Genomic DNA, 22,344 nt, shown 5'->3' with positions numbered 1-22,344 from the left:
AACTTTTTTCCGGGCCCCGGCGCCCCCCGCACGTTTGGGTCCGGGCTGCGGCCGTGGGGGGGGCACCCCCTCTCCAACGCACACACACCAACCTGGGGGGGGGGGGGGCTGCCCCCGCGATGGGGTCCACAATCGATGAGATCACCCATGCCCCTGACCCTTCCCGCCCCTATCGCCCGTCAAGCCGACGGCAACGACCCCTACGCCTGGCTGCAGGACCGCGACACGCCCGAGGTGCTGGCCTACCTGGCCGAGGAAAACGCCTACCAGGAAGCCTGCCTGGCCGGCCAGGCGCCGCTGCGTGAGCAACTGTTCGAAGAGATCAAGAGCCGCATCCTCGAGACCGACCTGTCGCTGCCCTCGCCCTGGGGCCCGTACCTCTACTACACCCGCACCACCGCCGGCGACGAGTACCCGCGCCACTACCGCTGCCCGCGCCCGGCTGACGACAGCAATACGGTGGATGAAAGCCGCGAGGAACTGCTGCTCGACCCCAATGCGCTGGCGAACGGTGGTTTCCTCTCCCTCGGCGCCTTCAGCATCAGCCCCGACCACCGGCTGCTGGCCTACAGCCTGGATACCAGCGGCGACGAGGTCTACACCCTGTACGTCAAGGACCTGGCCAGCGGCGCGCTGAGCGCCCTGCCCTTCGACGACTGCGACGGCAGCATGACCTGGGCCAACGACAACCAGACGCTGTTCTTCGCCGAGCTGGACGACACCCACCGCCCCTGGCGCCTGCGTCGCCACACCCTGGGCGAGGTCGCGGCCACCACCGTATTCGAAGAGCCCGACGGACGTTTCTTCCTGCACTGCTACCGCGCCAGCTCCGAACGCCAACTGGTGCTGCTGCTCAACAGCAAGACCACCAGCGAAGCCTGGGTGCTCGATGCGGCCACGCCGCATGCCGACTTCACCTGCCTGGCGCCACGGGTCGAAGGCCATGAATACTTCCCCGACCATGGCCAGCTCGACGGTCAATGGCGCTGGTTCATCCGCAGCAACCAGGACGGTATCAACTTCGCCCTGTTCCATGCGCCGGCAGACAGCGTGCCGGCCCGTGCGCAATGGCAGGTGCTGGTGCCACACCGCGACGACATCATGCTCGAAGGCGTCAGCCTCAATGCCTCGGCGCTGTCCCTGAGCCTGCGCGAAGGCGGCCTGCCGATCATCGAAGTGCGCCCGCAAGGCCTGCCGGCCTACCGCGTCGAACTGCCGGATGCCGCCTACAGCCTCTACGTGCAGGACAGCCTGGAATTCGCCAGCTCGCGCATCCGCTTGCGCTACGAAGCCCTCAACCGCCCGGCCCAGGTGCGTCAGCTGGAGCTGGCCACAGGCATCCAGCAGGTGCTCAAGCAGACCCCGGTGCTCGGCGCGTTCGACGCCGACGACTACGTCAGCCAGCGCCTGTGGGCGGTAGCCAAGGATGGCACGCAGGTACCGATCAGCCTGGTGCGTCGCCGCGCCGACGAAGGCAAGACAGTGCCCCTCTATCTTTACGGCTATGGTGCCTACGGCGAGAGCCTCGACCCGTGGTTCTCCCATGCCCGCCTGAGCCTGCTGGAGCGTGGCGTGGCCTTCGCCATCGCCCATGTGCGCGGTGGCGGCGAGCTGGGTGAAGCCTGGTACCGGGCCGGCAAGCAGGAACACAAGCACAACAGCTTCGACGATTTCATCGCCTGCGCCGAACACCTGATCGCTGAAGGCGTGACCCGCCGTGAATGCCTGGCCATCAGTGGCGGCAGTGCCGGCGGCCTGCTCATGGGCGCGGTGCTCAACCTGCGCCCCGAACTGTTCCGCTGCGCCATCGCCGAAGTGCCGTTCGTCGATGTGCTCAACACCATGCTCGACCCCGAGCTGCCGCTGACCGTTACCGAGTACGACGAATGGGGCAACCCCGAGGAGCCGGAGGTATATGCGCGGATCAAGGCCTACGCGCCGTACGAGAACGTTAAGGCCCAGGCGTACCCGGCCATGCTGGTGATCGCCGGCTACAACGACAGCCGTGTGCAGTACTGGGAGGCGGCCAAGTGGGTGGCGCGCCTGCGCACGCGCAAGACCGACGCCAACCTGCTGCTGCTCAAGACCGAGATGGGCGCTGGCCACGGCGGCATGAGCGGCCGCTACCAGGGGCTGCGCGACGTGGCATTGGAGTATGCGTTCGTCTTCAATGAGCTGGGCGTGGCGTAAAACGCGATTTTCGTTGTCTCACAAGCGCCACGGCCACTGATTGTGCGACCGCGGCGCTTTCCAGACATTCGAAGAAGAACAACACATGCCCGACACCCAGCACCTGAACGCCGAAATCCGCGACATGCTCATGGACTGCGGCCTGTTCGACACCCTGCAGCCCAGCGATTTCGTCACCGCCGCCGGCTATTTCAGCCTCACCGCCGTCAGCGAAGGCCAGACCCTGTTCAGCGAAGGCGACGCCGGCACCTTCATGTGCATCCTCCACCGTGGCGTGGTCTCGGTGCGCAAGACCGACGGCAACGGGGCCGAGGTGGAAATCGCCACCCTGCGCAAGGGCCGTGCCTTCGGCGAGATGGCCGTGCTCGACGGCGAGCGCCGCTCGGCCACCTGCGTGGCCGCCAGCGACTGCCAGTTGCTGACCCTGGGCAAGGACTCGCTGGAGAAGATGCTCGCCGACGCGCCGCGCATTGCCGCCCGGATCATTCGCGCCCTGGCCGTGGCGCTTTCACGGCGCTTGCGGATGCAGGATGGCCAGCGCCTGGCACAGCAGGTCTAGGCTCTGTACGAAAAGTCTTGAGACGCAGGTCAGGCAAGGCGAAAACAGCCGAGGAAGCGCAGTGTACTGGAGTACATGAGCATTCCGAGGCTGTTTTCAACGCAGCATGAACAAGTATCAAGGCTTTTCGTACAGAGCCTAATCGCGCTTGGGCGGCGGTTTTGGCGAATCCTGGTTCAACCCCGGCAACGGTTGGTCCTTCGGCGGCCCCGGCACCGGCATGGGCGGCAGCAGCGGCGCGCCGGGCCGGTTGGCGCCGGCCTTGGGCGGCGTGCTCGGGGTGATCTGCGGGTAGGGTGTCGGCGTCGGCGTCCCCGGTGCCCCCGGGGCGGTCGTGAGCGGCCGCTGCTGACCTGCAGCGTCGGCCAACGGCACTGCGCCAAGCAACAATGCGGCGAGGATCGCATGCAACATCTGCAGCCTCCTGTCAGAAACCTTCCTACAGGCTATGCCCAACGGCGCATTTTTGCCTGTCCGCCCGCCCGACTGGCGCGCTAGACTCAAGAACATAACCGTCATTGCCCTGATTAGAAGAAAGGTAACACCATGAGTTCCACCTCCGACGCCACCGCCCGCCTCGACCGTATCCTCGCCGACGCCAAGCGCGACAAGGAAATGGGCTATCGCGACAAGGCACTGAAGATGTACCCCCACGTCTGTGGTCGCTGCACCCGCGAGTTCTCCGGCAAACGCCTGTCGGAACTGACCGTGCATCACCGCGACCATAACCACGACAACAACCCCCAGGACGGCTCCAACTGGGAGCTGCTGTGCCTGTACTGCCACGACAACGAGCACGCCCGCTACACCGATCAACAGTACTTCAGCGAAGGTTCGCTGAGCACGCCGAAAGTCGCCGTGGCCACCCACAACCCGTTTGCCGGCCTGGCTGCGCTGATGAAGAAGGACTGACCGTCGATTCCCGCCCCGCTGTGTCGGCGAGCCCGTATAATCGCGTTCTTTTTTTGCGAAGGGCCCCGACACGTGGCGAACAAACGGTACAGCTGCATCGGCCTGTTCAACCCCAAATCCGCCGAAAACGTCGGTTCGGTCATGCGCGCGGCCGGCTGCTATGGGGTCAATTCGGTGTTCTACACCGGCAAGCGCTATGAGCGCGCCCGGGATTTCGTCACTGATACCAAGCGCGTGCACTACGACATCCCGCTGATCGGCATCGACGACCTGCAGTGCATCATCCCCCTGGGCTGTACGCCGGTGGCGGTGGAACTGGTGGACGGTGCGCGCCCCCTGCCCGAATATACCCACCCGGACCGGGCGATCTACATCTTCGGACCAGAGGATGGCTCGCTGAGCGAAGACGTGCGCGGTTGGTGCGAAGAGACCATCTACATTCCGACCCAGGGCTGCATGAACCTGGCGGCGACGGTGAATGTGGTGCTGTATGACCGCATGGCCAAGGGGTTGAATACGCGGTCGGGACCCAAGTTCAAATAAGTCGATCCGGATTTGTGGCAAACGCCTGGGTAATTTCACTGAACGCAGCCATTGCACATGGAGTCTGCTGGTTATCAACGACCAGAGGAGACTGCCCGATGCTCGATATCCATTCGCCCCACCACGAACACAACGTCCATGGCCTGGAGCGCGCCAGCTCCCTGGCTGGGGGCGCGTTGATGATCAGCAAGGGGCTGCGCCACGGTGGCCTGCTGGGGATGTTGCAGGTTGCCGTCGGCGGCCTGGCGCTGGCACGTGGCGTGAGCGGCCATTGTTCGACCAAGGCGTGGTGGCTGCGGCATCGCGCCGAGTACCTGCGCCTGCATCGCGATATAGAACGAGGGGCTGCCGAGCTCAAGGCGCTGAAGGCCAGCGCCGAGGCGGCAACCCGCACCGCGACGGTGACCGGCGGTTGAAAGCATCGCGGGGCAAGCCCGCTCCCACGAGCCGGCGTTCAAAATGATGTCCGGGATCGTGGGAACGGGCTTGCCCCGCGATAAATCCTGCACCTAGCGCAGTACCTTGCTTTGCAATACTTCAGACTGCCGCCCCAGGACGTTCTCGCTGATCTGCACGAACTCCTCGGTGCTGACGCTCGACAGGCGCATCAGCGCCCGGGCGACATCGTCCAGCGAGCGCTTGTCGTGGTTGTGCAGGCGAATCTCGCGGTCCAGCGCCTGCAACAGCAACACGCCGCGGGCCACCTGTGCCGGGCTGGCCTTGGCACCCTTGAGGTGATTCACTTTGTCGCCTAGCTTGTGCAAGCGCGCCTGCAACGCCTCGTAACGGTCGTCGCTCATGCCACCAGCACGCCGCAGCAGCTCGCTGGCGTAGTGGTCGGCCAGGCTCTCGCCGAGCCAGTCGCTGCCATCGCGGTCATTGATCTGGGCGAACAATTGCACCAGTTCGCGCAACAGCGGGCTGTTGCCGTTCTCGCTGATCAGCGGCCGGCCACTGTGCAAGTACAGGGAATTGTTGCCTGGCAGCACGCCACGCCACATCTCGTCGCGGGCACCGACCAGCAGCAACTTGGGCGGGTTGCGTGGAAACACCGCCTGCAACTGGGGCCAGACGAAGGTCAGCAGGGTCAAGGTGTCCATGCGGCGCATGCCCTGCCCTTGCGGCGCGGCGACGGTCACTTCGGTGTCGCCAAGGCGCGCACGGCGGCTGCCCAGGCTGCCGGCGAGCACCCAACCGGTGGGGCGGTCGAACAGGCGCGACACGTCATCGATACGGAATTTCTGCCGACCGATGCGCGGCCAGGCGGTCTCGACACTCTTCCAGCCGGCCGGCAGGTCGAAGGTCAGACGCGACACCAGCTCGGTGCCGTCCTGCTGGTCGAGGCGCGCCGGCGGCACCAGCTGATCGCCACGGAACAGCGCCCAGTGCGCGGTCATGCGGGTTTCATGCACACCCCCCTTCGGTTGCTGGTCGAGCAGCACGCGGTAACTGAGGCTGGTCTTGCCTGACGCCGGGTGCCAGACACCGCGCCCGTTCTGCAACTGCCACTGGCCATCAGCGAGGAAGTCGCTGTAGACACCAGCCTTGCCCAGGTCGAAGTCCAGGCTGCGCACCACGCTGCCGTCCGCAAGGGTCAGGCGCACCTCGGCCTGGCCGCTCTGCGGCAACAGGCGGACCTGATAATCCAGATCGACTTTCCTGGCCAGCGCCTGAGTGCTGAGCAGCAGGCCAAGCACCATCAACAGCGGGCGACGCATAACGAAACTCCTTGTAGCCGCGCGGCTCAACCCGCGCGAAAAATCAGGTGGTCTTCCCAGTCGTCTTCATCCACATCGTTCTCGCTGAGCATCCGCCCAGACCGGGAAATGCGTTGCTCATGCACTTGTCCGCGATCACCGCAGACCAGGTGGTGCCACGACGGCAAGTCCTGGCCTTCGCTGACCAGGCGATAACCGCAGGTAGGCGGCAGCCACTTGAACTGGTCGGCCTTGCCCGGAGTCAGCTGGATGCAATCGGGCACGTAGCGGAAGCGATTGGGGTAGTCGCTGCACTGGCAGGTCTGCAGGTCGAGCAACTTGCAGGCGATGCTCGTGTAGTAGACGCTGTTGTCCTCTTCGTCCTCGAGCTTCTGCAGGCAGCACAGGCCGCAGCCATCGCAGAGCGACTCCCACTCCTGCGCATCGAGCTGGTCGAGGGTCTTGCGCCGCCAGAAGGGCGCGGTATCGGCGATCATCACACGTGTTCCTGCAGTCAACATCAATCCGCGGCGCGCGGCGGCGCCAGTCTAGAGGCAGTCCGGCGGCAACGCCAGACCGCTTGTCAGTGCTCACCGGACGCAGTAGCGTGCGGTCTTTGTCCCAGCCCTTGCAGGAGCAGCCATGAGCGCCACCCCACGTATCGCCGACTACGCCATCAACGAGCAGTTCATCAATCGCTGGTCGCCGCGCGCCTTCACCAACGAGCCGATCAGTCAGGAAACCCTGCTGAGCTTCCTGGAAGCCGCGCGCTGGGCGCCGTCGGCCTACAATTCGCAGCCATGGCGTTTCCTCTATGCCCGCCGCGACACGCCGAGCTGGTCGCGCTACCTGGACATCCTCAACGAGTTCAACCGCAGCTGGGCGCAGCATGCCTCGGCGCTGGTGCTGATCATCTCCAAGACCACCTTCGCCGCACCCGGCTCCGATGAAGAGAAGCCGGCCCTGTGGCACACCTTCGACACCGGCTCGGCCTGGGGCCATCTGGCGTTGCAGGCCAGCATCAGCGGCTGGCACACCCACGGCATGGCCGGCTTCGATCAGGACCTGGCCCGGCGCGAGCTGAAGATCCCCGAGGGCTACGCGCTGCACGCCATGGTGGCGATCGGCAAGCTGGGCGACAAGGCGACCCTGGCCGAAGGCCTGCAGGCCCGTGAAGTGCCGAGCCCACGCCGGCCGTTGAGCGAGCTGGCGGCCGAAGGCGACTTCAGCCTGTAAGCCTTCCATCGATAGCACCGACCCATCGCCGGCAAGCCGTCTCCCACAAGGTTGCGCGGCCTCCTGTGGGAGCCGGCTTGCCGGCGATGGGTTGGAACGGCCGGACTACGATCAATACCCCCGCGCGAAATCCACCTCGCCCCGCAACCCCTGCCCCGCCGCATACGCCTGCGCATTCCCGACGAACAACCGCACCATCGCCGCCGGCGAGGTCGGCGCCGAGCTGTGCCCGGTCAGCAGCAGCCCCCAGGCAGTCCAGAACGGGTGGCGCTGGGGCAACGGCTCCTGGCGGCAGACATCGATCACCGCGCCGGCCAGGTGCCCTTGCTTGAGCGCCTCGACCAGGTCGGCATCGACCACCGCCACGCCGCGCCCGGCATTGATGAACAAGGCACTGGAACGGAAGCACTTGAACAGCGCCGCATCGTACAGGTCGTGGGTGACGGGCGTGTCGGGCAACAGGTTGAGCACGTAATCGGCCTCGCCGACCAGGCGAGGCAACTGGTCGAGCCCCGCCACCTCGACGAATGGCGCCTGCTCACGGGCACTGCTTGCCACTCCGTACAAGGTGACACCAAACGGCACGAGGAACTCGGCGACTTGCTGGCCGATATCTCCGGTGCCGACGATCAGCACCCGACGCCCTTCCAGGGTCCGCCCTGGCCGATCGTCCCAGCGTCGCTCGACCTGGCTGACCAGGCGCGACAGCACATCACGCTCATGGCCAAGCATGTAGGTAAGCATGTACTCGGCCATCACCTGGCCAAAGATCCCCACCGCCCGGGTCAGGCGGTAGTCGCGCGGCAGGCCGTCGGCCAGCAACGGCGTGATGCCGGCCCAGGTCGATTGCATCCACAGGGGTTTGTGACCCTGGCGCAACAGGCTGGCCAGCAGGTCGGGCTGGCCCAGCCATACCGGGCATTCGGGCGCCAGGCGGGCCAGTTCGGCGGAATCGCCACTGGTCAGGACCTCCAGGTCCGGCGCCGCCTCACCCAGAAGACGGGCATAGTTGGCATGATCCTGTTCAGCGATCAGAACGCGCATGTGACACACAACCTTGACAAACAACGGAAGCGGCCCGCCAGGCGGGCCGCAGACAGAGAGGAGGCCGCGCCCGGATCAGGCCGGGTCGTTGCGGCGCAGCAGTTCTTCGGGCAGGTGCTCGATGTAGTCGTCGTCCGGCGGCGGCATCTGCAGGTGGTAGCCCTGGCTGTCGAGGTTCTCCAGTACCTTGGCGATGTCCTCGCGGGCCAGCTTGCGCTCGGGGCTGAGCACCAGGTCGAAGGCGTGCACGGGCGTGCCGAAGAAAGGCAGCAGCCCCTCGGGCACACGCTCCAGGCCCTCGGCCTTGAGCACATACAGGTACATCTCGTTCTTGCGGGGGCTCTTGTAGATCGAGCAGATACGTTTCATCGGGAATCTCCGGCACCGGCCAGGTCGTCCAGCAGGGCCTGGCCCATGCGCTCGCGACGCCAGCCGCGCAGTGCATCAGGCAGTTGATAGGGACCGTCGGGGTAGCCGCTCTTGAGCAGGGCTTCGAGGGCTTTCTTGCGCAGCATCAGCTCCGGGGCGATGCCCAGCCGCTCACCTTCGGCCTGGCCGATGGCGCGCAGGCGCTTGAGAATGCCGGCGGCTTCGATCGGCAGCGGCTCGGGCAGCGGCGCGGGCCATTGCTCCTGCGGCAGGCTGGCGGCGCGCTTGATCAGCTGGATCAGCGCCTCGCCGTCCTGGCGGATGGTGCGCGGGTGCATCTCGTCGATTTTCGCCAGCGCCGACGGGCTGTCGGGCTGGCTCTTGGCCATGGGCCACAACGAGTGTTCCTTGAGGATGCGATTGCGCGGCACATCGCGGCTGCGGGCCTCACGCTCGCGCCAGGCGCACAGCTCGCGCAGCACGGCCAATTGCTGGCGGCCCAGTTTCCAGGCCAGCTTGACATCACGGTAGAGGGTCTCGGGCTCGACTTCACGGCGCAGCGCGGCGACCAGCTCGGCACCGTCCTCGAGCACCCAGGCGTACTTGTCGTCCGACAGCCGCGGGCGCAGGGCGGTGAACAGCTCGGCCAGATGCACGGCGTCTTCGGCGGCGTAGCTGACCTGGGTCTCCGAGAGCGGGCGCTGCAGCCAGTCGGAGCGGGTCTCGCCCTTGGGCAGCTCGAGCCCCAGCACATCTTGCACCAGACGCGAATAGCCCATCGAGAAGCCGATGTTCAGGTAGCCGGCGGCGAGCTGGGTGTCGAACAGTGGCTGCGGCAGCTTGCCGGTCAGGCGCAGCAGGACCTCCAGGTCTTCGCTGCAGGCGTGCAGCACCTTGACCACGCCATTGTCTTCGAGCAACTCGGCCAGCGGCTGCCAGTCGCGAATCAGCAAAGGGTCGATGAGGAAGGCACGCTTGCCGTCACCGATCTGGATCAACCCGGCTTTCGGGTAGAAGGTGTCGACCCGCATGAATTCGGTGTCGAGGGCCACAAACGGCAGCTCACGCCAGCTTCGGCAGTGCTGGGCCAGGGTCTGGTCGTCACGAATCCAGTGAATTTCGATGGCCACGAGGCTCTCCCACTAACATTGGCGCGCAGTATATACGGCGCGGGCGCAATGGGTGAAACCTCGCAAGCCACGCCATCCTTGGTGCTGATCGTCGGTACGCTCAGTGACCGGCCGCCAGCCAGGGCCGGCAGCCGGCAAACAGGTCCAGCGAGCGCTGGTAGACCTCGGTGCGCACCTGCAACAGGCCGAGCATCGAGTGGAACAGGTTGTCCTGCGACAACGGCGCATCGCGCAGCTTGCCCAGGCATTCGGTGTCCACGCCGAAGTCCTCGCGGTAGCTGTCGGAGAACCAGGCCAGCAGCGGTACGTGCTTCTGCTGCTCCGGCGCGATCATGTAGGGCGTGCCGTGCAGGAACAGGTTGTACTCGCCCAGCGACTCGCCATGGTCTGAAAGATAGATCATCGCGGTGTCGACCGTGTCCTGCTTGCTGCGCAAGGTATCGATCAAGGTCGCCAGCACCTTGTCGGTGTAGGCCAGGGTGTTGTCGTAGCCGTTGACGATCTCTTGCTGGCTGCACTGGTTCAGGGCGTTGCTGCGGCACACCGGGGTGAAGGGTTCGCTGCCGGCCGGGTAGCGCTTGAAGTATTCCGGGCCATGGCTGCCCATCTGGTGCAGCACCAGCACGGTGTCCTGGTCGAGGTTGTCCAGCAACTCGCCCAGGCCCTGCAGCAGGATCTCGTCATGGCACTCGCCACTGGCGCACAGGCTCGGGTCCTGCAGGTTGCTCACGTCGATGAACTGCACCCGGTCACAGGTGCCCTTGCAGCCGGACTGGTTGTCGCGCCACTGCACTGCCAACCCCGCGCGCTGGAGGATGTCGAGCAGCCCTTCGCGGTTCTTCGCCACGCGGGCGTCGTAGTCCTTGCGCGGCATGCCGGAAAACATGCAGGGCACCGACACGGCGGTCTCGGTGCCGCAGGAGTGGACGTCGGTAAAGCTCAGCAGGCCCTGCTCCTTGCTCAATTGCGGGGTGGTGTCGCGGGCATAGCCGAGCAGGCCGAAGTTTTCCGCCCGGGCACTCTCGCCGACCACCAGCACGGTCAGCGACTTGCGCTGGTGCTGCTGCCAGGCCGCATCGCGACGGGCATCCTCGCCATAGCGCTGGAAGGGCTGGGTGGCCGTGCCCACCTGCTCGCTGACATAGCCGATGGAGGCCCCCACGATATTGCTCGGCGTAAGCATCAGGCGCAGTTCATGGTGATTGCGAAACAACGACGCCAAGCCCTGGTAGTTGACCAGCGCCACCGAGCCCAGGGCCGCGACGCAGGCCCCACTGACCACCAGATTGCCCAGCAGTTCGCGGTGCCAGGGGCGATAGGCGATCCTGGCCTTCCACACCAGCAGCGAGGGCAGCACACCCAACAGCAGGATATATACGGCGAACTTCAGCGAAAGCAGGTCGCGCACTTCCGCAACATTGGTTTCAGCCACATTGCGGAACATGCCGGCGTCAATAAGTACGCCATATTGATTCATGAAGTAAGCGACACTTGCACCGCTGATGAACAATACAATCAATACGGGTTTCAATACATAACGAAACGCCAGCAAGGTGAGGATGAGATTGAAGGCGAACAGCATCAGCACGGCGAACGCCAGGCTCAACCACAGCCCCACCATGCCCGGCGGCACGATGGACTCCAGGTGTTCCCAAAGCAAGGTGTTGAAGCCGATCAACAGGTACAGGCTGGCCAGCAACGTGACCCATTCGGTGCGCAGGGATTTGAGTTTCAGCATGGCGTTCGCAACAAGAGTTCATCAGCGGCCAACACGCCCGGACGGGCAGGTTGGAAAGTTGGCCGAACTCTAGAAAGCCTAGCATCAATTTTTTGTGAAAAAGACGCCAACAATTGGTGGGCCGGCGTCTTTCATGAATTAAACAACTTTCATTCAGCTGCCATTCAGCCAGGCAGGCGAAGTTTGGCGTACGGCTCGCGGTCGATATCCAGGACTTCCACGCACAGCTGAATGTCCAGCCCAGGCTGGGCCGGAATCGCCTCGCGCAACACCTCGAGCAGGCTGTTCGACAATTGCTGTTTCACCTGCTGCGTGCGCCCGCTGAGAATCGCCAGACGCACATGGGCGAAGGCCCGCTCGCCAGGGGCGGTGCCCACCCGGTACTGGGCAAAGGCCTGTGCGCGGCTCTTGATGTCCAGCTCTTCGGCAAACTGGCCACTACCGACCAGGGCGTGGTTCAGGCGCAGCAGCAGCACATCGACATTGAGGTCGCGCAGGTTGTCGCTGTATTCCAGGTTCAGGTGAGGCATGGCGCAGGTTCCGTTCACGCAGGGGGATGCGACAGCCTAACCCAGTCCCGCAATACGGCAAAGGCGACTATCCTCTTGGTTCAGGCTCGTTTACCAACCCTGAAGAGAGGTGAAGAAATGCCAGTTCCGCACAATCTTTTTGAAGACCTAGGCGTTAAGGAGGACGACTTCAATGCGCTTGCGAAGGAGAAACACGAACTCCTTGAGCTGAGGAAGCGCTACGCCGAAAAGGACAATGAAGTGGTGAGCGTTGAAAAAACCGGCATCACCACGGATGACAACCTCAACCGGCTTCGCAAGCAACGCGCACTGATCAAAGAAGAAATCGAACGGATAATCCATCCGCCCAAATCCTGACTCCCTCACTGAGGTTATCGCGGGGCAAGTCGCATCGGTGCGCGGACGCGACTTTCCCCGCGATAACGTCGGCGTCCGCTACGCAGAAGCCTTCAGCGCCGCATCCAGGTCCTCGATCAGGTCCCGGTAGTCTTCAATCCCGATCGACAGCCGCAGCAGGTTCTCACTGATCCCCATCACGCCCTTCTGCTCCGGGCTCAAGGAATTGTGCGACATGCTCCAGGAGTGGTTGATCATGCTCTCCACACCGCCCAGCGAGTCGGCCAGGACGAAGATCGACAGCGCCTCGACCAGGCGGTTGACCGCGGCCCGGTCGCCCTTGATGCGCAACGCCACCACCGCGCCGCCCGTGCGCATCTGGCGTTTGCACAGGTCATGCTGCGGGTGGCTTTCCAGGCCCGGGTAGTAGACCTGCTCGACCTGCGGATGCTGTTCGAGGAACTGCGCCACACGCAGGGCGTTGGCGCTCTGGCGCTCCATGCGCACATCGAGGGTCTTGAGCCCGCGCAATGCCAGGTAGCAGTCGAACGGCCCCTGGATCGCGCCGACCGCCATGCTGATCTTGCGCAGGCGCCCCAGCAACTCGTGGTTGGCCGCCACCACCACACCGCCGGTCAGGTCGGAATGGCCGCCGATGTACTTGCTCGCCGAGTGCATCACCAGGTCCACGCCCAGGGTGATCGGCTGCTGGTTCCACGGCGAGCAGAAGGTGTTGTCGATGCAGGTCATCACCCCCCGCTCACGGGCCAGCTCGCAGACCGCCTTGATGTCCACCAGGTGCAGCAGCGGGTTGGTCGGCGATTCGATCCAGATCAGCTGGGTCTCGGGGCGGATCGCCGCGGCCACGGCCTCGACGTCGTTGAGGTCGACGTAGGTGGTGGTCAGGCCCGAGGTGCGCCCACGGTAGTCTTCCAGCAGGCGGAAGGTGCCGCCGTAGACACCGTTCATCACCACCACATGGGCATCCTTGGAGAGCAGCTCGAGCACCGTGGCGGTGGCGCTGACGCCCGAGGCGCAGGCGACCGCGCCGACGCCCTCCTCCAGTGCGGCCACGCAGGTCTCGTAGGCGTGCCGGGTCGGGTTGCTGACACGGCTGTAGGCGTATTCGGGGTTGTCGTCCAGGCCGCGCTTGATGAACGAGCTGGAAGTGACGATTGCCGGGAAGATGGCATTGTCGGCGACGCTGGATTGCTCACCGGCGTGGATGGTGCGGGTGGCGAAATTGCGCGGTTTGTCGGACATGGTCGGGTCCATTGCCTGAGGGTGGAAAACCGCCACTATCTCATATCCACCACCCCCAGGCGCCAGCAGAACATTTCTGTCGATGCAGCGGCCGAAACAGTTCCAACGTTCCCTGCGAGCGGCTACTCTCGAAAAACTTTTCCCGCAATCGGCGACACGACGTCATGGACAGTTTCGACCAGCACATCCTCACCCTGCTCCAGCGCGACGCCTCGCTGTCCCTCAAGGACCTGGCCGAAGCGGTCAACCTCTCCACCACGCCGTGCTGGAAACGGGTCAAGCGCCTGGAAGAGGAAGGCTACATTCGCGGCCGCGTCGCCCTGCTCGACCCCGAGCGCCTGGGCCTGGGCCTGACGGTGTTCGTCCAGCTCAAGACCCAGCGCCACGACAGCGCCTGGCTGGCGCAGTTCGCCGCCACGGTGACGGCGTTCGAGGAAGTGATGGAGGTGTATCGCATGTCCGGCGACTGGGACTACATGCTGCGGGTGGTGGTGGGCGACATCGCCGCCTACGACCGCTTCTACAAGAAGCTGATCACCAGCACCGACGGGTTGTCGAACATCACCTCGAGTTTTGCCATGGAGCAGATGAAGTACACCACGGCGTATCCGGTGGGACGCTGAAATGATCTCTGGCAGGACCGGCCTCATCGACGGCAAGCCGGCTCCCCCCCGACGGCGTCGACCTCAAGCCAAACGACATCCCTGTGGGGGCTGGCTTGCCAGCGATGAGGCCGGCCCTGTCAGTCAGCCAGGGTAGCCTCGATCCGATTCCCCGCCCTCGCCTTATCCAACTTGATCGCCACGAACTTCGAGGTTGGTGTGTAGGTCCCCTCGCCGTAGCTTTCCAGCGGCACCAACGGATTGGTCTCCGGGTAATACGCCGCCGCCTGCCCTTCAGGCACGTCATAGGCCACCAGGCGGAAGCCCGACACTCGCCGCTCGAGGCCATCCTCCCACAACGACACGATGTCCACGTGCTCGCCCGGCTCGAAGCCCAGGCGGCGGATATCGGCCTCGTTGACGAACACCACTTCGCGCAGCCCGAACACGCCACGGTAACGGTCATCGAGCCCATACAGCGTAGTGTTGTACTGGTCGTGGGAGCGCAAGGTCTGCAGGATCAGGTCCGGCTTGTCACCGCGGGCCAGCACAGCCGCGTTGACCAGTTGCTCCGGCAACTGGCTCGGGATGAAGCGCGCCTTGCCGGTGGCCGTGCGGAAGTTGCGGTCCGCAGCGTGGTTGCCAAGGTGGAAGCCGCCCGGATGCTGCAGGCGTGCATTGAAGTCGGCGAAGCCGGGAATCACGTCGGCGATCATGCTGCGGATACGGCCATAGTCGGCAATCGCATAGTCCCAGTCGATGGGCCGATTGCCCAGGGTAGCCTTGGCCATGCCGGCGACGATGGCCGGCTCCGAACGCAGCTGCGCTGAACGCGGCTTCAGCTGGCCGTGGGAGATATGCACCATGCTGAAGGTGTCCTCCACGGTGACGCCCTGCGGCCCTTCGGCCTGGATGTCGATCTCGGTGCGGCCCAGGCACGGCAGGATCAGCGCATCACGCCCGGTGACCAGGTGCGAGCGGTTGAGCTTGGTGGAAATCTGCACGGTCAGCTCACAGTTGCGCAGCGCCGCGTGGGTACGCGGGGTGTCCGGAGTCGCCTGGGCGAAGTTGCCGCCCAGGGCGACGAACACCTTGGCCCGCCCTTCTTCCATTGCCTGGATCGCCAGCACGGCGTTATGGCCGTGCTCGCGGGGCACCTTGAACTGGAAGCGTTTCTCGATGGCGTCGAGCAGCGCCGCCTTGGGCTTCTCGTCGATGCCCATGGTGCGGTCGCCCTGCACGTTGCTGTGGCCACGCACCGGCGACAGGCCGGCGCCGGGTTTGCCGACGTTGCCGCGCAGCAGCTGCAGGTTGACGATTTCCTGCACGGTGGGCACCGAATGGCGGTGCTGGGTGATGCCCATGGCCCAGCACATGATCACCCGCTCGGCCTTGCGGTACATGCGCGCGGCCAGCTCGATCTCGGCCTTGTTCAGGCCCGACTGCTCGACGATATGTTCCCAGGGTGTGGCGTCCACTACGGCCAGGTAGGCCTCGACGCCACTGGTGTGCTCGGCGATGAACGCGTGGTCGAACACAGGTGGCTCGTCGTTCAGTTGCGCCTCGCGCTCCCACTGCAGAAGGAACTTGGCGATGCCGCGCATGGCCGCCATGTCGCCACCCAGCGCCGGGCGGAAGTATGCGGTGTTGGTCGGCTCGGAGCCGTTGCTGAGCATCTCGAACGGGTGCTGCGGGTGCTGGAAGCGCTCGAGCCCGCGTTCCTTGAGCGGGTTGAAACAGACCACCTGGGCACCACGCTTGACCGCCTCGCGCAGCGGTTCGAGCATGCGTGGGTGGTTGGTGCCGGGGTTCTGGCCAATGACGAAGATCGCATCGGCCAGCTCCAGGTCATGAAACACCACGGTGCCCTTGCCCACGCCGAGGGTTTCGGCCATGCCCACGCCGCTGGCCTCGTGGCACATGTTCGAGCAGTCGGGGAAATTGTTGGTGCCGTAGGCGCGCACGAACAACTGGTAGAGGAACGCCGCCTCGTTGCTGGCCCGGCCCGAGGTATAGAACTCGGCCTCATCCGGCGACGCGAGACCGTTCAGGTGCCGGGCGACCAGGGCGAACGCTTCGTCCCAGCTGATCTCGACGTAATGATCGGTGGCCGCGTCGTAGCGCATAGGGTGGGTGATGCGGCCCTGGTACTCAAGCCAGTAGTCGGTCTGCTCGAGCAGCGCACTGACGCTGTAGCGGGCGAAGAACGCCGGATCCACCGAGCGGCCGGTGGCCTCCCAGTTGACCGCCTTGGCGCCGTTCTCGCAGAACTTGACCATGTCGCTTTCCGGCGATTCGCCCCAGGCGCAACCCGGGCAGTCGAAGCCACCGTTCTGGTTGGTCTTGAGCATGGCCCGCAGGTTCTTGAAGGCGTTCTCGCTGCCCAGCCAGCTCTTGGTCACGCTCTTGAGCGCGCCCCAGCCGGCGGCCGGCCCCTTGTAGTCCCTGATGTGTTCGTCCTGGCTCATGCTGCGCTTCTCCGCACGGTGTTTTTTCCAGCCTAAGAAGCGCCCCCTACTGCGTCCAATCGAAATAAATGACGGCGTGATAAACCGTTTCGATCACCGACCACAGCCCTTGGCCGGCAAGGCCTTCAGCCGTGATAGAGGAGACTGATCGAATGGTCGGGGAAAGCAATTTGACGCCAATGGGCGCAGGTTATAGCTTGAACCTTATCTGCGGCCTTTCGCCGCCCCCTGCCACTTCAATGTCGAGCGCGAACGTGGAAAAGAACCCCCAGGCCCTGATCGACGGTTTCAACCGCAAAGTCGATTACCTGCGGATGTCGGTCACCGACCGCTGCGACTTTCGCTGCGTCTATTGCATGGCCGAAGACATGCAGTTCCTGCCGCGCCAGCAGATTCTCAGCCTCGAAGAGCTGTACCAGGTCGCCGAGCGCTTCGTCGCCCTTGGCACCCGCAAGATCCGCCTGACCGGCGGCGAGCCGCTGGTACGCCAGGGCATCGTCGAGCTCTGCGGACGCATCGCCGCCCTGTCCGGCCTGCGCGAACTGTGCCTGACCAGCAATGGCTCGCAGCTCGGCCGCCTGGCCCAGCCGCTGTTCGACGCCGGCGTGTCGCGCCTGAACATCAGCCTCGACAGCCTCGACCCCGAGCGCTTCCGCGCCCTCACCCGCACCGGCGACCTCCAGCAGGTAATCGCCGGCATCGACGCCGCGCGCGCCGCGGGCTTTCGCCGCACCAAGCTCAACGCGGTGGTGCTCAAGGGCCGCAACGACCACGAGATCGTCGACCTGGTACGTTTCGCCATCGACCGTGAACTGGATATCTCGTTCATCGAAGAGATGCCCCTGGGCGTGATCAGCGAGCACGAGCGCGGCGAGTCATTCTGTTCCAGCGACGACGTGCGCGCGCGCCTGGCCGAACATTTCACCCTGGTCGAGTCGGCCGAGTCGTCCCAGGGGCCGGCGCGCTACTGGCGCCTGGCCGAGGCGCCCAACACCCGGGTTGGCTTCATCTCGCCCCACAGCCACAACTTCTGCGCCACTTGCAACCGCGTGCGCCTGACCGTCGAAGGCCGCCTGTTGCTGTGCCTGGGCAACGAACATTCGGTGGACCTCAAGCAGGTCATGCGCCAGCACCCCGGCGACACTGCACGCCTGGAAAAAGCCATCCGCGACGCCATGCAGCTCAAGCCCTACCGTCACCACTTCGAAGTGGGCGGCGAGGTGCAGATCCTGCGCTTCATGAACATGACCGGCGGCTGATCGGCCGCCTCTGGAACCGCCTTGATCGTCCACTCACGCCCCGACATGCTGCGCGTGCTGTTCACCCTCAAAGGCTCGATCGTCCAGCGCATCGCCCTGCGCTGCCTGGCGGTGACCTTGCTCGCGGCGCTGATCGTGCTGGTCGAGCGACACTACCCGGCGCTGTTCTACCCGGTCAGCGCCACGCCCTTCACCCTGTTGGGGCTGTCGCTGTCGATCTTCATGAGCTTTCGCAACAACGCCTGCTACGACCGCTGGTGGGAAGGCCGCAAGGCCTGGGGGCGGATGATTATCGAGGTACGTTCATTCGTGCGCGAAAGTGTGCTGATCAAGGACGCGGCGCTGCGCGAGGACCTGCTGCGCAGCCTCTGTGCTTTCGCCCATGCCCTCAATGCCCGGCTGCGCAACGAGGACGAGCTGGGCGCCGCCCGCCCCTGGCTGGGCGAGCAGGCGCAGATCGTGCCGCACAATGTCTGCGACGGCATCCTGCGCGAGGTGGGCGGACACTGTTCGCGGCTGGCGGAGCGCGGGGAGATCAGCGAGTTTCGCTACACCCTCCTGGCGCAGCGCCTGGCCGGCCTGTCGGACGTGCAGGCCACCTGCGAACGGATCAAGGGCACGCCACTGCCGTTCCCGTACACCCTGCTGCTGCACCGCACCATCTACATCTTCTGCCTGCTGTTGCCGTTCGCCCTGGCCGAACCGCTGGGCTGGCTGGCGCCGCTGTTCACCACCATCGTCAGCTACACCTTCTTCGGGCTGGATGCGATCGGCAACGAGCTGGAAGACCCGTTCGGGCGCGACGAGAACGACCTGCCGACCGATGCCCTGGTGCGCACCCTGGAGCGCGATGTGCTGTCGGCGCTGGGGCATGAGCCACTGCCACCGACGTTGGTGCCGGTGGATCATGTATTGAGTTGAAGTCTCATCGCGGGGCAAGCCCGCTCCCACGCCAGCCTGTGTGTGCTGATATGAGATCGGCGTGGGAGCGGGCTTGCCCCGCGATGGAGCCCTGAGGTCAACCGCGGCTTTCGCAGGCCCCGATCGGCTTCAGGTGCGCGACGAAATTGCACGGCCGGTGCCGCGCATCCAGCTGCTCGGCCAGGATCCCCTCCCATGCCGTGCGGCAGGCGCCGGTCGAGCCCGGCAGGCAGCACACCAGGGTGCCGTTGGCCATGCCGGCCAAGGCCCGGCTCTGTACAGTCGAGGTACCGATATCGAGGATCGACAATGCGCGGAACAATTCGCCGAATCCGTCGATGCGCTTGTCCAGCAGGCAGTCCACCGCCTCCGGCGTGCTGTCACGGCCAGTGAAACCGGTGCCGCCGGTGATCAGCACCACCTGCACCTGTTCATCGGCGATCCAGGTGGCGACCTGGGCGCGGATCTTGTACAGGTCGTCCTTGAGCAGCTCGCGCGCCACCAGGCGGTGGCCCACGCCGACGGCACGGCTGGCCAGCAGCTCGCCAGACGTGTCGGTCTCGAAGGTACGGGTGTCGCTGACGGTCAGCACCGCGATGTTCAGCGGTACGAACACCGCGTCCGGTTTCACGCTCATGGCCTTTGCTCCAGGATTGGCTTGGCGGCCACGTTAGAGAGAAGCCCTGGCAGCGTCCAATCGATAGCGCGTACCGGATGATCGATGGTTTCTATCGTGGCGTCGGTGAATTTGTCAGCAATGATTAGCCAGGTGCTTCACTCTTGGTTAAGGTCTACCCACCCCGCAACCCAGGCCGCACCATGGACATCAAACAGCTCAAGTTCCTCATCGCCCTCGACCAGACCCGCCACTTCGGCCAGGCCGCGGCGCTGTGCCATATCACCCAGCCGACACTGTCCATGCGCCTGCGCAACCTCGAAGACGAACTCGACCTGGTGCTGGTCAAGCGCGGCCAGCGTTTCGAAGGCTTCACCGAAGCCGGTGAACGCATCCTGGCCTGGGCCCGCACCCTGCTCGCCGCCCACGACGGCCTGCAGGCCGAGGCCGCCAGTTGCCGGGGCCAAGTGGTCGGCAGCCTGCGCCTGGGTACCGTGCCGCTGGCCAGCTTCAACCCCATGCAACTGCTGATGCCGCTGCGCGCGAAGTACCCCGAGCTGCACTTCCAGCTGTCGTCGCTGAGCTCCGAGCAGGTGATCGATGGCCTGAGCCGCAACCAGCTCGACCTGGGCATCTGCTACCTCGACCAGGTCAACACCAGCTTCTTCGATGTGATCGAGCTGAGCACCACCACCATGGGCCTGCTGCACGACACCCGGCACTTTCGGTTCGAGGCCGACAACCTGCGCTGGGAAGATCTCGGCGAGCTGCCGCTTGGCCTGCTGAGCAAAGGCATGCACTACCGCCAATCCCTCGACCTGAGCTTCCGCAGCCGGGGCCTCACGCCCAATGCCGTGCTCGAGAGCGACTCGACCTTCCAGCTGATCCAGGCGATCAATACCGGCGTGTGCTGCGCGATTATGCCGCTGGACTGCGGCCTGGAAGACCTCAGCCAGCACATGCGCATCATCCCGGTGCAGGAGGCCAGCATCCACAGCCCGGTCGGGCTATTGCTGCGCCGTAGCGAGCCACGCTCGGCCATCGCCGAGCAGTGCTTCGACGAGGCCCGCGCTCTGTTCAGCAGCGAGTGATCAGCACTTGATCAATGCGAGCATGGCCATGTTGCGTGGGCGGGTGATCCCGGAGTAACCACGGTCACCGAACAGACCTGGCAATGCATAGTTGACCTTCGCATCGACCCCACCCAGCGAAATGGTCGAATACTCGGCGGTGGAGTAGGCATCCACGCCCATCGCGACTTGCGAAGCCGGACCGTCGTTCTGTGTGGTAGATGCACTCCAGACACCGTTGGCATTGTTCTGGGTGGTGTCGTAAGGGTAGAGGCTGCCCTTCTGCCAGGAACCGAATGCCCGGCCTTGGTCTACCCCACGGCCGTCATCGAAGCCACGGATGAACTCACCGCGCAGGTCAGGCAGGCCGAAGGTCGTGGCACCATCGCCAGCGCCATAGGTGATGCCGATTGCCGCGAACAGAGCACCATACTCGGCGCGAGACACCAATGCCCCATCGGCCTTCAGCCAGCCCACCGGAGCCTCGTTGGCTGCGGAGAACTTGATGTCACCAGGTGCAGCTCCAGAGAAACCGATGATCTGGCCAAGCGTCACGGCATGCTGGCTATGCGTGGCATTGGCCACCTGCTGGGCACCACCCTCGCAGTTCAGCAGGATCCAGCACAGCGCCCCCTGATTGAGCAGTGGACCGAGGTAGGAAACCAGTGTCACGTTGCCGCCAGCGACAATCTCGTTACCTTGCAACAGCTGGCCACCGAGGCCGTAGATCGGCGCAGCTGCCAGACCATCGGGAGCATAGGACGCATCCGCTACGTTGGTGCTGGCCGCACGAAAATATTGAATGACACCATCGGTAGTGGGTAGCGCCGCAAAAGGCAGGGAATTCTTGGCGGTATAAGCGGTTGTCATCGTGAACATCCTGTATCGATTGAGTTTATGCACGCTACTGAGCGCGGAAACCCACTATATGCATAAAGGCATAGCAAATCAATGCATCAATGCATTTATCCTTCAATTCGTTGCCATCCGATACTGGCGCGGGGTAAACCCGGTCAGTTGCCTGAACTGCCGGCTGAACGCGCTGTGGTCGGTGTAGCCACAGCGCAGCGCCACCTCGATGATCGGCAAATCGCTGTGCAGCAACTGGTGCGCATGTTCCAGGCGGGCCTTGTGGATCATCTGCCGGGGGGTGAGGTGGAACACCCGCTTGCAGTAGCGCTCCAACTGCGCCACCGAGATGCCGGCGATGCGCGTCAGCTCGCCCATGCTGATCGGCTGGTGGAAATGCGCGCGGATATGCGCATCCACCGCCGCCAGGCGCTGGTAGGCCGGGTGGGTGTCGGCGGCTGACTGCAGGTCGACCGAAATGCCCACCAGGCCGATGATCGCCCCCGTCGCGTCGTACAGCGGGCGCTTGTGGGTCAGGCACCAGCCCGGTTCGCGGCTGCCGTACAGGTGCAGCTCCAGCTGGTCCTCCAGCACCTGGCCCTGCTCCAGCACCCGGCGATCCTGCTCGGTGTAGCCGGGGCCCAGGCGCGCCGGGAACACCTCGGCACTGGTCTTGCCCAGCAGCGGTTGCAGGTGCTTCAAACCGCAGCGCTGGACCAGCGTGCGGTTGGCCAGCACATAGCGGGCCTGGTCGTCCTTGATGAAGATCGCCGCATTGGCGATGACATCGAGCATCGGCAGCAGCCAGACCACACCGGTGAGCAAGGCTTCGAGGGATTCGGGGCGGTGCTGGTCGAGGTGCTGGTACAGCGCAGTCAACGGTTGCTCGGGCATGCGGTTATCTCTAGTGATTCTCGCGGCCCTGCAAGCCTAGTCAGCAGCCCCCACCGGGCGCCAGCACTTGCTCTCGACTATGCCGATTTCGTCACCCACCTTGCAGAAAACCATCAAG

General features: G+C 64.7%; 24 protein-coding genes. 11 read left to right on the top strand and 13 right to left on the bottom strand.

Going from position 1 to position 22,344, the window contains the following annotated elements:
- The first annotated feature begins 147 nt into the window (after positions 1-147).
- Together ACVWY1_RS22915 and ACVWY1_RS22910 are read left to right on the top strand one after the other, a co-directional pair.
- Positions 148-2,190: a S9 family peptidase gene (locus tag ACVWY1_RS22915; RefSeq protein ID WP_457378798.1), complete on the top strand. Its 2,043-nt coding sequence runs from the start codon at positions 148-150 to the stop codon at positions 2,188-2,190.
- 85 nt (positions 2,191-2,275) lie between these two features.
- The gene (locus ACVWY1_RS22910; protein WP_102681723.1) at positions 2,276-2,749 is read left to right on the top strand and encodes a cyclic nucleotide-binding domain-containing protein; all 474 of its coding nucleotides are present in this window, start codon (positions 2,276-2,278) and stop codon (positions 2,747-2,749) included.
- Between the two features lie 138 nt (positions 2,750-2,887).
- On the opposite strand, the gene ACVWY1_RS22905 is transcribed toward ACVWY1_RS22910, so the two are convergent.
- Positions 2,888-3,163, bottom strand: a complete 276-nt coding sequence (locus tag ACVWY1_RS22905; RefSeq protein WP_110697943.1) for a hypothetical protein — start codon at positions 3,161-3,163, stop codon at positions 2,888-2,890.
- Between the two features lie 132 nt (positions 3,164-3,295).
- On the opposite strand from ACVWY1_RS22905, the gene ACVWY1_RS22900 reads away from it, so the two are divergent.
- From ACVWY1_RS22900 to ACVWY1_RS22890, 3 genes are all read left to right on the top strand, one after another.
- Positions 3,296-3,661, top strand: coding sequence for a YajD family HNH nuclease (locus ACVWY1_RS22900; RefSeq protein WP_023632486.1), 366 nt, complete (start codon positions 3,296-3,298; stop codon positions 3,659-3,661).
- Between the two features lie 72 nt (positions 3,662-3,733).
- Positions 3,734-4,204: an RNA methyltransferase gene (locus tag ACVWY1_RS22895; RefSeq protein WP_457378797.1), complete on the top strand. Its 471-nt coding sequence runs from the start codon at positions 3,734-3,736 to the stop codon at positions 4,202-4,204.
- Positions 4,205-4,302: 98 nt separating this feature from the next.
- Complete coding sequence (locus tag ACVWY1_RS22890; RefSeq protein WP_102681721.1) at positions 4,303-4,620, top strand: YgaP-like transmembrane domain; 318 nt, start codon at positions 4,303-4,305, stop codon at positions 4,618-4,620.
- A gap of 93 nt (positions 4,621-4,713) precedes the next feature.
- Here the strand turns inward: ACVWY1_RS22890 and ACVWY1_RS22885 are convergent, their stop codons facing one another.
- Positions 4,714-5,922, bottom strand: coding sequence for a hypothetical protein (locus ACVWY1_RS22885; RefSeq protein ID WP_277503139.1), 1,209 nt, complete (start codon positions 5,920-5,922; stop codon positions 4,714-4,716).
- A 26-nt stretch (positions 5,923-5,948) separates the two neighbouring features.
- Positions 5,949-6,398, bottom strand: a complete 450-nt coding sequence (locus ACVWY1_RS22880) for a YcgN family cysteine cluster protein (RefSeq protein ID WP_110697939.1) — start codon at positions 6,396-6,398, stop codon at positions 5,949-5,951.
- Positions 6,399-6,543: 145 nt separating this feature from the next.
- On the opposite strand from ACVWY1_RS22880, the gene ACVWY1_RS22875 reads away from it, so the two are divergent.
- Positions 6,544-7,137, top strand: a complete 594-nt coding sequence (locus ACVWY1_RS22875; RefSeq protein WP_111531788.1) for a nitroreductase family protein — start codon at positions 6,544-6,546, stop codon at positions 7,135-7,137.
- Between the two features lie 111 nt (positions 7,138-7,248).
- On the opposite strand, the gene ACVWY1_RS22870 is transcribed toward ACVWY1_RS22875, so the two are convergent.
- From ACVWY1_RS22870 to ACVWY1_RS22850, 5 genes are all read right to left on the bottom strand, one after another.
- Positions 7,249-8,181, bottom strand: a complete 933-nt coding sequence (locus ACVWY1_RS22870; RefSeq protein ID WP_139673027.1) for a D-2-hydroxyacid dehydrogenase — start codon at positions 8,179-8,181, stop codon at positions 7,249-7,251.
- A 75-nt stretch (positions 8,182-8,256) separates the two neighbouring features.
- Entirely contained in the window at positions 8,257-8,550 is a 294-nt protein-coding gene (locus ACVWY1_RS22865) for a YcgL domain-containing protein (protein WP_102681716.1), read from the bottom strand.
- Complete coding sequence (rnd, locus tag ACVWY1_RS22860) at positions 8,547-9,680, bottom strand: ribonuclease D (RefSeq protein WP_102681715.1); 1,134 nt, start codon at positions 9,678-9,680, stop codon at positions 8,547-8,549. The genes ACVWY1_RS22865 and rnd overlap by 4 nt, the downstream gene beginning before the upstream one ends.
- A gap of 100 nt (positions 9,681-9,780) precedes the next feature.
- Positions 9,781-11,418, bottom strand: coding sequence for a phosphoethanolamine transferase (locus tag ACVWY1_RS22855; protein ID WP_457378796.1), 1,638 nt, complete (start codon positions 11,416-11,418; stop codon positions 9,781-9,783).
- A gap of 164 nt (positions 11,419-11,582) precedes the next feature.
- Complete coding sequence (locus ACVWY1_RS22850; RefSeq protein WP_102681713.1) at positions 11,583-11,948, bottom strand: 5-carboxymethyl-2-hydroxymuconate Delta-isomerase; 366 nt, start codon at positions 11,946-11,948, stop codon at positions 11,583-11,585.
- A gap of 117 nt (positions 11,949-12,065) precedes the next feature.
- Here ACVWY1_RS22850 and ACVWY1_RS22845 point away from each other — a divergent pair, with 117 nt between their 5' ends.
- Positions 12,066-12,305: a YdcH family protein gene (locus ACVWY1_RS22845; RefSeq protein ID WP_139673036.1), complete on the top strand. Its 240-nt coding sequence runs from the start codon at positions 12,066-12,068 to the stop codon at positions 12,303-12,305.
- Positions 12,306-12,383: 78 nt separating this feature from the next.
- Here the strand turns inward: ACVWY1_RS22845 and ACVWY1_RS22840 are convergent, their stop codons facing one another.
- Positions 12,384-13,559, bottom strand: coding sequence for a trans-sulfuration enzyme family protein (locus ACVWY1_RS22840; RefSeq protein ID WP_217869749.1), 1,176 nt, complete (start codon positions 13,557-13,559; stop codon positions 12,384-12,386).
- Positions 13,560-13,711: 152 nt separating this feature from the next.
- Between ACVWY1_RS22840 and ACVWY1_RS22835 the strand changes: the two genes are divergently transcribed.
- Positions 13,712-14,170: an Lrp/AsnC family transcriptional regulator gene (locus tag ACVWY1_RS22835; RefSeq protein WP_046856697.1), complete on the top strand. Its 459-nt coding sequence runs from the start codon at positions 13,712-13,714 to the stop codon at positions 14,168-14,170.
- A gap of 119 nt (positions 14,171-14,289) precedes the next feature.
- Here the strand turns inward: ACVWY1_RS22835 and ACVWY1_RS22830 are convergent, their stop codons facing one another.
- The gene (locus ACVWY1_RS22830) at positions 14,290-16,617 is read right to left on the bottom strand and encodes an FdhF/YdeP family oxidoreductase (RefSeq protein ID WP_457378795.1); all 2,328 of its coding nucleotides are present in this window, start codon (positions 16,615-16,617) and stop codon (positions 14,290-14,292) included.
- Between the two features lie 254 nt (positions 16,618-16,871).
- Between ACVWY1_RS22830 and moaA the strand changes: the two genes are divergently transcribed.
- Together moaA and ACVWY1_RS22820 are read left to right on the top strand one after the other, a co-directional pair.
- The gene (moaA, locus tag ACVWY1_RS22825; RefSeq protein ID WP_277503136.1) at positions 16,872-17,876 is read left to right on the top strand and encodes a GTP 3',8-cyclase MoaA; all 1,005 of its coding nucleotides are present in this window, start codon (positions 16,872-16,874) and stop codon (positions 17,874-17,876) included.
- A gap of 21 nt (positions 17,877-17,897) precedes the next feature.
- Complete coding sequence (locus tag ACVWY1_RS22820) at positions 17,898-18,797, top strand: bestrophin family protein (protein ID WP_277503135.1); 900 nt, start codon at positions 17,898-17,900, stop codon at positions 18,795-18,797.
- A 97-nt stretch (positions 18,798-18,894) separates the two neighbouring features.
- On the opposite strand, the gene moaB is transcribed toward ACVWY1_RS22820, so the two are convergent.
- Entirely contained in the window at positions 18,895-19,434 is a 540-nt protein-coding gene (gene moaB, locus ACVWY1_RS22815) for a molybdenum cofactor biosynthesis protein B (protein ID WP_110697923.1), read from the bottom strand.
- A 182-nt stretch (positions 19,435-19,616) separates the two neighbouring features.
- On the opposite strand from moaB, the gene ACVWY1_RS22810 reads away from it, so the two are divergent.
- Positions 19,617-20,504, top strand: coding sequence for a LysR family transcriptional regulator (locus ACVWY1_RS22810; RefSeq protein WP_102681708.1), 888 nt, complete (start codon positions 19,617-19,619; stop codon positions 20,502-20,504).
- Here ACVWY1_RS22810 and ACVWY1_RS22805 read toward each other — a convergent pair whose 3' ends face one another.
- Together ACVWY1_RS22805 and ACVWY1_RS22800 are read right to left on the bottom strand one after the other, a co-directional pair.
- Positions 20,505-21,353 carry a phage tail protein gene (locus tag ACVWY1_RS22805; protein ID WP_457378794.1) on the bottom strand — a complete coding sequence of 283 codons (849 nt, stop codon included), beginning with the start codon at positions 21,351-21,353 and terminating at the stop codon, positions 20,505-20,507. It lies immediately after the preceding gene.
- 102 nt (positions 21,354-21,455) lie between these two features.
- Positions 21,456-22,226, bottom strand: coding sequence for an AraC family transcriptional regulator (locus ACVWY1_RS22800; protein ID WP_110697919.1), 771 nt, complete (start codon positions 22,224-22,226; stop codon positions 21,456-21,458).
- Between the last annotated feature and the right edge of the window lie 118 nt (positions 22,227-22,344).

It is taken from the genome of Pseudomonas sp. TE6288 (genome assembly GCF_054062095.1).
The sequence above is the reverse complement of the archived record's forward strand: the minus strand, read 5'-3'. Positions and strand labels throughout refer to the sequence as shown.

What these genes read in the sequence shown, in the direction of transcription:
- ACVWY1_RS22875 (WP_111531788.1), top strand. Translation starts at nt 6,544, where the DNA reads ATGAGCGCCACCCCACGTATCGCCGACTACGCCATCAACGAGCAGTTC.
- ACVWY1_RS22910 (WP_102681723.1), top strand. Translation starts at nt 2,276, where the DNA reads ATGCCCGACACCCAGCACCTGAACGCCGAAATCCGCGACATGCTCATG.
- ACVWY1_RS22835 (WP_046856697.1), top strand. Translation starts at nt 13,712, where the DNA reads ATGGACAGTTTCGACCAGCACATCCTCACCCTGCTCCAGCGCGACGCC.
- ACVWY1_RS22840 (WP_217869749.1), bottom strand. Translation starts at nt 13,559, where the DNA reads ATGGACCCGACCATGTCCGACAAACCGCGCAATTTCGCCACCCGCACC.
- ACVWY1_RS22855 (WP_457378796.1), bottom strand. Translation starts at nt 11,418, where the DNA reads ATGCTGAAACTCAAATCCCTGCGCACCGAATGGGTCACGTTGCTGGCC.
- moaB (WP_110697923.1), bottom strand. Translation starts at nt 19,434, where the DNA reads ATGAGCGTGAAACCGGACGCGGTGTTCGTACCGCTGAACATCGCGGTG.
- ACVWY1_RS22915 (WP_457378798.1), top strand. Translation starts at nt 148, where the DNA reads ATGCCCCTGACCCTTCCCGCCCCTATCGCCCGTCAAGCCGACGGCAAC.
- ACVWY1_RS22905 (WP_110697943.1), bottom strand. Translation starts at nt 3,163, where the DNA reads ATGTTGCATGCGATCCTCGCCGCATTGTTGCTTGGCGCAGTGCCGTTG.
- ACVWY1_RS22900 (WP_023632486.1), top strand. Translation starts at nt 3,296, where the DNA reads ATGAGTTCCACCTCCGACGCCACCGCCCGCCTCGACCGTATCCTCGCC.
- ACVWY1_RS22890 (WP_102681721.1), top strand. Translation starts at nt 4,303, where the DNA reads ATGCTCGATATCCATTCGCCCCACCACGAACACAACGTCCATGGCCTG.
- ACVWY1_RS22845 (WP_139673036.1), top strand. Translation starts at nt 12,066, where the DNA reads ATGCCAGTTCCGCACAATCTTTTTGAAGACCTAGGCGTTAAGGAGGAC.
- ACVWY1_RS22850 (WP_102681713.1), bottom strand. Translation starts at nt 11,948, where the DNA reads ATGCCTCACCTGAACCTGGAATACAGCGACAACCTGCGCGACCTCAAT.
- ACVWY1_RS22805 (WP_457378794.1), bottom strand. Translation starts at nt 21,353, where the DNA reads ATGACAACCGCTTATACCGCCAAGAATTCCCTGCCTTTTGCGGCGCTA.
- ACVWY1_RS22830 (WP_457378795.1), bottom strand. Translation starts at nt 16,617, where the DNA reads ATGAGCCAGGACGAACACATCAGGGACTACAAGGGGCCGGCCGCCGGC.
- ACVWY1_RS22880 (WP_110697939.1), bottom strand. Translation starts at nt 6,398, where the DNA reads ATGATCGCCGATACCGCGCCCTTCTGGCGGCGCAAGACCCTCGACCAG.
- ACVWY1_RS22870 (WP_139673027.1), bottom strand. Translation starts at nt 8,181, where the DNA reads ATGCGCGTTCTGATCGCTGAACAGGATCATGCCAACTATGCCCGTCTT.
- ACVWY1_RS22885 (WP_277503139.1), bottom strand. Translation starts at nt 5,922, where the DNA reads ATGCGTCGCCCGCTGTTGATGGTGCTTGGCCTGCTGCTCAGCACTCAG.
- ACVWY1_RS22810 (WP_102681708.1), top strand. Translation starts at nt 19,617, where the DNA reads ATGGACATCAAACAGCTCAAGTTCCTCATCGCCCTCGACCAGACCCGC.
- ACVWY1_RS22865 (WP_102681716.1), bottom strand. Translation starts at nt 8,550, where the DNA reads ATGAAACGTATCTGCTCGATCTACAAGAGCCCCCGCAAGAACGAGATG.
- ACVWY1_RS22800 (WP_110697919.1), bottom strand. Translation starts at nt 22,226, where the DNA reads ATGCCCGAGCAACCGTTGACTGCGCTGTACCAGCACCTCGACCAGCAC.